Source organism: Pseudonocardia hydrocarbonoxydans (genome assembly GCF_006539565.1).
Classification (GTDB): Bacteria; Actinomycetota; Actinomycetes; order Mycobacteriales; family Pseudonocardiaceae; genus Pseudonocardia; species Pseudonocardia hydrocarbonoxydans.
In genome coordinates this window covers 119,975-129,198 of sequence record NZ_BJNG01000035.1, presented here as the reverse complement: position 1 = coordinate 129,198, position 9,224 = coordinate 119,975, and the positions used below count along the sequence as shown (strand labels likewise).

At 74.7% G+C, this 9,224-nt stretch carries 14 protein-coding genes; 6 read left to right on the top strand and 8 right to left on the bottom strand.

All coding sequences use genetic code 11. The annotated features are described in order from the left end of the window. Nucleotide 1: 1 nt before the first annotated feature. Nucleotides 2–322, bottom strand: a complete 321-nt coding sequence (uraH, locus tag PHY01_RS19140) for a hydroxyisourate hydrolase (RefSeq protein WP_141280381.1) — start codon at nt 320–322, stop codon at nt 2–4. Then, a complete protein-coding gene (gene uraD / locus PHY01_RS19135) occupies nt 319–810 on the bottom strand; it encodes a 2-oxo-4-hydroxy-4-carboxy-5-ureidoimidazoline decarboxylase (protein WP_141280380.1) in 492 nt (163 codons plus the stop codon). The genes uraH and uraD overlap by 4 nt, the downstream gene beginning before the upstream one ends. A gap of 62 nt (nt 811–872) precedes the next feature. Here uraD and pucL point away from each other — a divergent pair, with 62 nt between their 5' ends. Next, a complete protein-coding gene (gene pucL / locus PHY01_RS19130; protein ID WP_141280379.1) occupies nt 873–1,766 on the top strand; it encodes a factor-independent urate hydroxylase in 894 nt (297 codons plus the stop codon). Between the two features lie 9 nt (nt 1,767–1,775). On the opposite strand, the gene PHY01_RS19125 is transcribed toward pucL, so the two are convergent. The 4 genes from PHY01_RS19125 to fbaA are packed head-to-tail and all read right to left on the bottom strand — an operon-like array spanning nt 1,776 to nt 5,548. After that, nucleotides 1,776–2,981 (bottom strand): DUF6986 family protein, encoded by a 1,206-nt coding sequence (locus PHY01_RS19125; RefSeq protein WP_141280378.1) that lies wholly within the window; start codon nt 2,979–2,981, stop codon nt 1,776–1,778. A gap of 16 nt (nt 2,982–2,997) precedes the next feature. Then, entirely contained in the window at nt 2,998–4,077 is a 1,080-nt protein-coding gene (locus tag PHY01_RS19120; protein WP_218030226.1) for an FUSC family protein, read from the bottom strand. 3 nt (nt 4,078–4,080) lie between these two features. Further along, nucleotides 4,081–4,494, bottom strand: coding sequence for a DUF3151 domain-containing protein (locus tag PHY01_RS19115; RefSeq protein WP_141280377.1), 414 nt, complete (start codon nt 4,492–4,494; stop codon nt 4,081–4,083). A gap of 22 nt (nt 4,495–4,516) precedes the next feature. Beyond that, nucleotides 4,517–5,548 carry a class II fructose-bisphosphate aldolase gene (fbaA, locus tag PHY01_RS19110; RefSeq protein ID WP_141280376.1) on the bottom strand — a complete coding sequence of 344 codons (1,032 nt, stop codon included), beginning with the start codon at nt 5,546–5,548 and terminating at the stop codon, nt 4,517–4,519. Nucleotides 5,549–5,619: 71 nt separating this feature from the next. Here fbaA and PHY01_RS19105 point away from each other — a divergent pair, with 71 nt between their 5' ends. Genes PHY01_RS19105 through PHY01_RS19090 form a run of 4 tightly spaced genes read left to right on the top strand, consistent with a single transcriptional unit; the run spans nt 5,620 to nt 7,594 of the window. Beyond that, nucleotides 5,620–6,201 carry an RNA polymerase sigma factor gene (locus PHY01_RS19105; RefSeq protein WP_246086007.1) on the top strand — a complete coding sequence of 194 codons (582 nt, stop codon included), beginning with the start codon at nt 5,620–5,622 and terminating at the stop codon, nt 6,199–6,201. Next, nucleotides 6,198–6,416, top strand: coding sequence for a hypothetical protein (locus tag PHY01_RS19100; protein ID WP_141280375.1), 219 nt, complete (start codon nt 6,198–6,200; stop codon nt 6,414–6,416). Before PHY01_RS19105 ends, PHY01_RS19100 begins: the two co-directional genes overlap by 4 nt. Nucleotides 6,417–6,472: 56 nt before the next feature. Then, nucleotides 6,473–7,123 carry a DedA family protein gene (locus PHY01_RS19095; protein ID WP_141280417.1) on the top strand — a complete coding sequence of 217 codons (651 nt, stop codon included), beginning with the start codon at nt 6,473–6,475 and terminating at the stop codon, nt 7,121–7,123. A gap of 45 nt (nt 7,124–7,168) precedes the next feature. After that, nucleotides 7,169–7,594, top strand: coding sequence for a VOC family protein (locus tag PHY01_RS19090; RefSeq protein ID WP_218030225.1), 426 nt, complete (start codon nt 7,169–7,171; stop codon nt 7,592–7,594). Here PHY01_RS19090 and PHY01_RS19085 read toward each other — a convergent pair. Continuing rightward, the gene (locus tag PHY01_RS19085) at nt 7,585–8,013 is read right to left on the bottom strand and encodes an NUDIX domain-containing protein (RefSeq protein ID WP_246086006.1); all 429 of its coding nucleotides are present in this window, start codon (nt 8,011–8,013) and stop codon (nt 7,585–7,587) included. The two genes, PHY01_RS19090 and PHY01_RS19085, sit on opposite strands and share 10 nt — an antisense overlap. A 46-nt stretch (nt 8,014–8,059) precedes the next feature. Between PHY01_RS19085 and PHY01_RS19080 the strand changes: the two genes are divergently transcribed. Further along, a complete protein-coding gene (locus tag PHY01_RS19080; protein ID WP_141280373.1) occupies nt 8,060–8,488 on the top strand; it encodes a DUF4262 domain-containing protein in 429 nt (142 codons plus the stop codon). 25 nt (nt 8,489–8,513) lie between these two features. On the opposite strand, the gene PHY01_RS19075 is transcribed toward PHY01_RS19080, so the two are convergent. Further along, entirely contained in the window at nt 8,514–9,119 is a 606-nt protein-coding gene (locus PHY01_RS19075; protein ID WP_246086013.1) for a TrmH family RNA methyltransferase, read from the bottom strand. Nucleotides 9,120–9,224: the final 105 nt, after the last annotated feature.

The window sequence follows — 9,224 nt, the reverse complement described above, 5'->3', positions numbered from 1 at the left end:
GTCAGCTCCCTCGGTAGGTGGTGTACGCGAACGGCGACAGCAGCAGCGGCACGTGCGTGTGCGGCCGGTCGGCGTCGATGGTGACGGCCACGACGACCTCCGGGTAGAACCCGGACTGGCCGGTCGCGGCGAAGTAGGCCCCGGTGTCGAAGCGGAGGCGGTACGTGCCGCCGGGCAGGGCGCCGGGGGCCAGGGCGGCGACGCGCCCGTCGTCGTCGGTGACGCCGTGGTGCACGGCCCCGTCGGGTCCGGTCAGCGTGACGGCGACGCCGGCGGCGGGGTGGCCCAGCGCGGCGTCGAGGACGTGGGTGGACAGGCTCACGCGAACATCCTCCGCAGGCGCAGGGTGGTGATCCCGGCGAGCTCGCCGCGCAGGACGCCGGCTTCGGTCGCCGGGTCGTGGTGCAGCCGCCGGTGCAGGTCGGCGAGCAGCTCCCGGGCCGGCCGCCCGTCGGCGCACACGATGAACGCGTGCCCGAAGCGGGCCTCGTAGGCGGCGTTGCCCTCGGCCAGCGCGGCCCGCACGGCGTCGTCGGCGTCGGCGACCGCGGCCTGCTCCCGCCGCGACGACGCGTGCGCGTCGTCGTCGGGGAGCCGCTGGCCGATGCGCGGATGGCCGTGCACGGCGTCGAGCACCTGGGTCTCGTCGAGCGCCGCGAACTCGGACCCGGCCCGCGCGAGCAGCGCGTCGAGGTCGGTGTAGGGCCGTCCGGCCGCGACCGCCCCGGCCCAGTCGCGCGAGGAGCAGCACCCGTGCAGCAGCGCCCGCGCGTCCCCGTCGGGCAGGGCGTTGAAGGTCTCCAGCCGCATCCGCCCATCCTCCCGCCCCGGACGTCATACCGTCTCCCCCGGGCGACGCGGAGGAGGCGGCGATGGGCATCTCGCTCGGGGACAACCAGTACGGCAAGGCCGAGGTGCGGATGGTGCACGTCGACCGCTCCGGTCCGCGCCACCGCATCACCGACGTGACGGTCACCAGCCTGCTGCGGGGCGAGTTCGCCGCCACGCACGAGACCGGCGACAACAGCGCCGTGATCGCCACCGACACCCAGAAGAACACCGTCTACGCGCTGGCGCGGCTCGGCGGGGTCGGCGCGGTGGAGGACTTCGCGCTGCGGATGGCGCGGCACTTCGTCGACGGGTTCGAGCAGGTGACGGGCGCGCGCCAGGAGGTGGAGCAGCACGGCTGGGAGCGGATCGTCACCAGCGGGGGCGAGCACGACCACGCCTTCACCCGGGGCTCGGGCGAGACGCGCACGGCCGTCGTCACCAAGACCGGTGACGAGGAGATCGTCGTCTCCGGCATCTCCGGGCTGGTGGTGCTCAAGAGCACGGGCAGCGAGTTCCACGGCTTCCCCGACGTGCCCTACACCTCGCTGGTCGAGACCGACGACCGCATCCTGGCCACCGAGGTGACGGCCCGCTGGCGCCACCTGGGCACCGACGTCGACTGGGACGCCGTGCACGCCGACGTCCGCCGGGTGCTGCTCGACCGGTTCGCGCTGACCCACAGCCTCTCGCTGCAGCAGACGCTCTACGCGATGGGCCGCGGCGTGCTGGAGGCCCACCCGGGGATCGCCGAGATCCGGTTCTCGATGCCCAACCGGCACCACTTCCTCGTCGACCTGGAGAAGTGGGGCCTGGACAACCCGCACGAGGTCTGGTTCGCCGCCGACCGCCCGTACGGTCTGATCGAGGCCGCCGTCGTGCGCGACGACGTGCCGCCCGCCGACCACGCGTGGGCCGGGATCGCCGGGTTCGTCTGACCGGACCGCTCAGCGGGCCAGCGCCGTCAGGTCCGCGGCGGGAAAGCCGGTCGCCGCCGTCACCTCGTCGGCGTCCACGGCCCCGCACCGCAGGCCGCGCAGCAGGTGGCCGGCCAGCGCCCGGGCGGTGGCCGGCTCGTCGAGGAACCCGGAGTCGGTGCGCCCGCGGTAGGCGCGCAGGCGGGCGGCGGCGGCCGGGAAGGTCTCGCGGTGGTAGGCGAACCCGGTGACGAACCGGCTCGGCAGGTGCCCCGGGTGCAGGTCCCAGCCCTGGTGGAAGCCGCGTTCCAGCGAGCGGCGGACGAGCCGCCCGTGCAGCGCCCAGGCCGCGCGGACCTCGTCGCGCGAGCCGACGGGCAGCACGTTCGTCGACCCGTCGGACAGCCGGACGCCGGTACCCGCCGCCGCCACCTGCATGACGGCCTTGGCGTGGTCGGCCACCGGGTGTTCGGTGCTCTGGTGCGGGGCGGCGATCCCGAGCGACGCCGAGTAGTCGTAGGTGCCGTAGTGCAGCCCGCTGCACCGGCCGCGCGACAGCGCGATCATCCGCGGCAGCGGCGAGGTGCCGTCCGGCCCGAGCACCGACTGCGGCGTCTCCACCTGCACCTCGAAGCGCACCGGGGTGAGGCCGTGCTCGGCCTCCAGTCCCTCCAGCACCGTGACCAGCGCCGCCACCTGCTCCGGCGCCGTCACCTTGGGCAGCGTCAGCACGAACCCGTCGGGCACCGGGCCGAGCGCGCCGAGGAACGCGTGCAGCGTGCGCACCGCGCGCCGGCGCGTCGCGGCCTCCAGGCTGCGGATCCGGATGCCGGTGAACGGCGCGGCGCCGGTGATCGCGCCGGCCACCCGGCGGGCGTCGGCGTCCTCCTGGTCGTCGGGGCGCGGTCCGTAGCCGTCCTCGAAGTCGACGCGCAGGTCCTCGATCGGCTCGGTGACGAGCTTCGCGCGGACCCGCCGGTGCACGTCCTCGGCCAGCGCGGGGGCGAGCCCCCAGATCGCGGCGACGTCGGCGGGGGTGGCGGCGTGGACGTCGAACAGCGCCAGCGCGGTGGTCCCCCACTCCGCGGCGACGCCCGGCCGGAACCGGTCGGCGGGCAGGTAGACGGTGTGCACCGGTTGACGGGTCCCCGGATCCCCCGGGTAGGTGGCGGCGAGCCCGGCATCGACGGCGGCCAGCGTCCGGTCCAGCGCGTCGGCGACGGCGTCGGCGGTCATCGGGGCATTGTGCAAGCTAGGAGCGCATGGCGGCGAGCGCCTCGGAGCGCGTCAGGCCGGTGGCCTGCAGGAGGTCCAGGGCGATGCTGCGGAGCTGGGCGACGATCACCTGCTCGGAGGGCCCCGGTACCCAGCCCTCCGACAGCACCACCGCGTGCCGGACGACGTCGAGCACCGGTTCACGCGCCCGCGCCCGGTCACCCTCGCGGCCCAGCTCGGCGGTGAGCGTGCCGACCGCGGCGGCCAGCTCGCCCAGCGCGTCGGCCAGCTCGGGCGCGGCCGGCTCGTCGTCGCACAGGGCCTGGTAGGTGCGCCGGGCGAGCACCCGGGCGTTGCGCATGGCGTAGTCGGCGCGCTCGGCCAGCTCGGCGAAGCGGCCCAGCTGCTGTCGCCGTCGCCGGTACAGCGGGGCGACGGTGGTGACCTCGTGCCCGCCGCGCAGGGCCGAGCGCAGCTCGTCGATCAGGGGCTGGCTCTCCCGGGCCCGTTGCAGCGCCGCGGCCGCCGCCGACGGGTCGCGCTCGCGCAGCGCGTCGCCGGTGCGGGCGAGGACGGCGGCCAGCTCGTCGAGCAGGGCGCGGGACCCCCGCTGCACCGGGCGCAGCGGGTCGGTGGGGATCAGCGCGGCCACGACGACGCCGATGACCCCGCCGATCAGGGCGTCGACGCAGCGGTCGAGGCCCCCGGCGTCACCGGGCGGGAGCAGGGTGGCCACCAGTACCGCCGACGACCCGGCCTGCGCGACGAGCAGCGTCGCCCCGTCGGTGAACACGGCCAGCGCCATCGCCAGCGCCACCACGACGGTGATCTGCCAGGCGCCACTGCCGATCTGGGAGATCAGCAGGTCGCCCACCAGCACCCCGACGCTGACGCCGACCACCAGCTCCGCCACGCGGCGCAGCCGGCTGGTCAGCGACAGCCCGAGGCTGATCACCGCCGCGATCGGGGCGAAGAACGGGCGCGCGTGGCCGACGAGGTCGCTCGCGACGAACCACGCGAGCCCCGCGGCCACCGCGCACTGCAGGATCGGCAGCGCCGAGACCGCGACCCGCCTGCCGCGCGCCCGCAGCTGGGCGCGCAGGCGGCGGCCCGTCACGTCCTAGGCCAGACCGAGGGCGGCGGGGGCGGCCGGGTCGGACTCGACGAGGAACGTGGCCGTGCGCTCGGCCTCGTCGGACTCGCCGATGGCGACGGCCGCGCGGTGCAGCGCCGCCAGCGCACGCAGGAAGCCGCGGTTGGGCTCGTGCGACCACGGCACCGGGCCGAAGCCCTTCCAGCCGTTGCGGCGCAGCATGTCGAGGCTGCGGTGGTAGCCGGTGCGCGCGTAGGCGTATCCGGCGATCGTCTCGCCGGAGGCCAGCGCGTTCTCGGCGAGCTGCGCCCAGGCGATCGCCGACGTCGGGTGCGCGGCGGCCACCTTCGCCGGGTCGGTGCCGCCGTCGAGCTCGGCGGCGGCCGGGTCGACGGGGAGCAGGGTGGGGTCGGGTCCGAGCAGGTTGCCGTGCAGCGTCATGACCCCATCCTGCCCCGTCCGCCTACGTCAGCTTCTGCCCGGTCGAGCGCAGGTTCTCGCAGGCCAGCGTGACGCGCTCGGCCATGCCCAGCTCGGCGGCCTTGAGGTAGGAGCGCGGGTCGTAGGTCTTCTTGTTGCCGACCTCGCCGTCGATCTTCAGCACGCCGTCGTAGTTCGTGAACATGTGGCCCGCGATCGGCCGGGTGAAGGCGTACTGCGTGTCGGTGTCGACGTTCATCTTCACCACGCCGTAGTCGAGCGCCTCGTGGATCTCCTCGATCAGCGAGCCCGAGCCGCCGTGGAAGACCAGGTCGAACGGCTTGGAGCCCTCGGGGAGCCCCAGCTTGGCGATCGCGACCTCCTGGCCCTGCTTGAGGATCTCCGGGCGCAGCTTGACGTTGCCCGGCTTGTAGACACCGTGCACGTTGCCGAACGTGGCGGCCAGCAGGTAGCGGCCCTTCTCGCCGGCGCCGAGCACCTCGACGGTGCGCTCGTAGTCGCCCGGGGCGGTGTAGAGCTTGTCGTTGATGTCGTTCGCGACGCCGTCCTCCTCGCCGCCGACGACGCCGATCTCGACCTCGAGGATGATCCGCGCCTTGCCGGCCAGCTCCAGCAGCTCGGCGGCGATCGACAGGTTCTCCTCCAGCTCCACCGCGGAGCCGTCCCACATGTGGCTCTGGAACAGCGGGTTCTCGCCGCGGTCGACGCGCTCCTGGCTGATCGCGATCAGCGGGCGGACGAAGCCGTCGAGCTTGTCCTTGGGGCAGTGGTCGGTGTGCAGCGCGACGTTGATCGGGTAGTGCTGCGCGGCGACGTGCGCGAACTCGGCCAGTGCCGTCGCCCCGACGACCATGTCCTTGACCCGGGTGCCGGACAGGAACTCCGCGCCGCCCGTCGAGACCTGGATGATGCCGTCGCTCTCCGCCTCCGCGAAGCCGCGCAGGGCCGCGTTCAGCGTCTCGCTGCTGGTGACGTTGATGGCGGGGTAGGCGAACTGGCCGCTCTTGGCGTTGTCCAGCATCTGGTTGTAGATCTCGGGCGTGGCGATAGGCACGGGTGTGGCCCTCCTCGACGTCTGACCGGTGCGCGTACTCGCGAGCAGTATCGCGCACTACTCTGGCTCCCGTGGCCGCCGACGGTATCGAGAGCGCCGTGGAGCAGACGCTCAGCGGCCTGCGCAGGCTGGACCCGATCCCGCCCGCACCCGCCCCTGGCGCGCCGCTCACGCTGGCCGACCTCTACCGCGACCACCGCCTGCGCCTCGTCCGGCTCGCGGTGCTGCTCGTCGACGACCCGGCCACGGCCGAGGACGTCGTCCAGGAGGCGTTCACCGGGCTGCACCGCAACTGGACCGGCCTGCGCGACGAGGCCGCGGCCGTCGGGTACCTGCGCACCGCCGTCGTCAACGGGTCGCGGTCGGTGCTGCGCCGGCGCCGCACCGCGCGCGAGTACGTGCCCCCGCACCAGGTCAACGCCCGCTCCGCGGAGTCGCTGGCGATGCTCTCGGCCGAGCACCAGGCCGTCGTCGACGCGCTGGCGACGCTGCCGCCGCGCCAGCGCGAGGTGCTCGTGCTGCGCTACTACGGAGGGCTGTCGGAGGCCGAGATCGCCGACGCCACCGGGATCAGCCGCGGCACCGTCAAGTCGACGGCGAGCCGGGCGCTCGACGCCGTCACGCACGTCCTGCGGCCGCGGGACGCCCGGTGACCGCCGACCCGGAGCGGCGTCTCGCCGAGGCCCTGCGGGCGCAGGCCCGCGGCGGCGGCCGTCCGGTGCCCCCACCGCGGGCGGAGCCCGACCGGCGCCCGGGGATGTCGGTCCGCACGGCCCTGCTGCTGGCCCTGCTCGGCGGCGGTGTCCTGGGCACCGGCCTGGCCCTGCTCTCGCTGCTCGCCCCCGGAGTCCTGCCCGCGCTGGGTTGACCCTCTCCGGGTTGGCTCCCTGACGCCGGGGCGGTCTCGGTATCGTCCGCGCCGTGATGACGACCACCCTCGCTCTCGGCCCGGAGTGGCTCCAGCCCTCCGTGATCATCGAATGGCTGGGTCCGTGGGCACTGATCGGCCTGGTGCTCATCGTGTTCGCCGAGTGCGGGCTGCTCCTCGGGTTCTTCCTTCCCGGCGACTCCCTGCTGTTCACCGCGGGCCTGTTCGTCGCGCAGGGGGCGATCGCGTACCCGCTGTGGGCGGTCTGCCTGCTGCTGGTCGTCGCCGCGTTCGTCGGCAACGTCGTCGGCTACTACATCGGGCGTGCCGCGGGCCCCGCGGTGTTCGACAAGCCCGAGTCGAGGCTGTTCAAGCCCAAGCACGTCGTCCGCACGCAGGAGTTCTTCGACAAGTACGGCACCCGCGCCATCGTGCTCGGCCGGTTCGTCCCGATCGTCCGCACGTTCATCACGGTGCTGGCGGGCGTGGGCCGGATGGACGCCCGGCGGTACTTCACCTACTCCTTCCTCGGCGGGGTGCTGTGGGCCGCGGGCGTCACCGCGCTGGGCTTCTGGCTGGGCCAGTTCGCCGTCGTCCGCGACAACGTCGAGCTGATGCTGCTGCTCATCGTGTTCCTGTCGGTCGTGCCGATCGTCGTCGAGATCATCCGGTCGCGACGCACCCCCGGGGCGCACGCCGCGCGCTGAGCACAGCGGTCGGGAACCGACCGCAGCGGTCGGCACCCTGGACCCGTGACCGAGACACCGCGCCCCGTCGCCCTGCACCTGATGCTCGCCTACGTCGACGCCCCCGCCGCCGTGGCCTGGCTGGAACGGGCCTTCGGGTTCGAGACGATCAACCTGATCCCCGACGACCACGGCGGCGTCGCGCACGCCGAGCTGCGCCGCGACGACGCCGTGGTGGTGGTGTTCAGCGACGACGGCGCGGGCTACGACCGGCCCGCGCGGAAGGGGGAGACCACCGGACGCGGCGCCTACCTGAGCATGCCCGACGAGGCGGCCGTCGACGCGGTGTACGCCTCCGCGGCCGCGGCGGGCGCCACGACGGTCTGGGAGCCCGGGCGCTCCGAGTGGAACTACCGCTGCCGGGTGCTCGACCCGGAGGGCAACGAGTGGACCTTCGCGACCCTGCGGCCCGCCGAGGCCTCCTACGGCTGACGGTCCCGGAACAGCGCCAGGGTGGCCGGGAGCTGGCTGTGCAGGGGGTGCGGCAGGTCGTCGAGGGTGAACCAGCCCAGCTCGTCGAACTTGTGGGGCTCGCCGAGCGCCACCCCCGCCGGGTCGACGCGCACCGCGTGCACCAGGGCCACCCAGTGCGCGAGCGGGTCGCCGCGCAGCACGTTGCGCACCCCGATCGACTCGATGGCCACCGGGTCGACCGAGTACTCCTCCCGGACCTCCCTGGCCACGGCGGCGGCGGGCTCCTCGCCGTGCTCCAGCGCCCCGGCGCCGGAGTCCCAGGTCCCGGGCTCGTCGCGGGCACCGGCACCGCGCCGGGCGAGCAGGATCCGGCCCTGCGCGTCGTGGCAGACGAACACGCACGAGACGGCGGGGGCGGTCAGCGGGTCGACGGGCACGCGCGACAGCCTAGAACTGTCGGGGGTCGGGCCTACCGTGCCCGCCATGACCTCCGAACGGTTCATCCACCAGGTCGACCAGTACGACGCGTGGCAGCGCGAGACGATCCGCCGCCACGGCTGGGCGTTGCAGGCGGTCCTGGGCGGGCAGGAGTCGCCGCCGTTCGTCCACACGATCGGGCTCTACGGTTTCGGCCACCCCGAGCTGATCCTGTTCGCCACCTCGCAGGCCACCGCGGCCACGGTGCTCAACGACCTGGGCGAGCTGGTGCGCGCGGGCCGGATCCTCGAGCCCGGCGAGCGGGTGGCGCTGCCGAGCGGGGAGGTGCACCTGCTGGCGTTCCCGGAGGCCGGGCACTGGCTCCACGCCGCGCTCGACCTCTACGGCGGTCCGGTCCCGGCGCTGCTGGTCGTGCCGGCCGACGACCTCACCGAGACCCCCGGGGAGGACCACGGCTGCGCGTTCTGCCGCTGAGCCGCCGCCCGCGCCCCGCCCGGGGTCACCAGGCCGCGTCGAGGTCGGCGTGCTGGCGCACCCACGCGTGCATCGCGATGCCGGCGGCCACCCCGGCGTTGATCGACCGGGTGGAGCCGAACTGCGCGATCGACACGGTGAGCGCGGCACCCGCACGGGCGTCCCCGGTCACGCCGGGGCCCTCCTGGCCGAACAGCAGCACGCAGCGGCGCGGCAGGTCGGCGGTCTCCAGCCGCCGGGCGCCGGGGGTGTTGTCCACGGCCACCACCGTCAGGTCCGAGGCGGCGGCGAAGGCCAGCAGCCCGGCCACGTCGTCGTGGTGGTGCACGTCGAGGTAGCGGTCGGTCACCATCGCCCCGCGCCGGTTCCACCGCCGCCGCCCGACGATGTGCACCCCGGCCGCGCCGAACGCGTTGGCGGTGCGGACGACCGTGCCGATGTTGTGGTCGTGGCCGAAGTTCTCGATGGCCACGTGGAACGGGTGCGCCCGCCGGGCCAGGTCGTCGGCCACGGCCTCGCGGCGCCAGTACCGGTAGGCGTCCACCACGTTGCGGGCGTCGCCGTGCTCGAGCAGCTCGGGGTCGTAGTGCTCGTCGTCGGGCCGGGGGCCCGGCCACGGGCCCACCCCCACCTGCTCCGGCCCGCCCCACTCGCCCGGCCCACCCGCCGCGTCGCGGGGACCGGCACCCGCCCGCGCCCGCGAGTCGCCGTCTCCGCGCCCCCGGGTCGCGGGGTC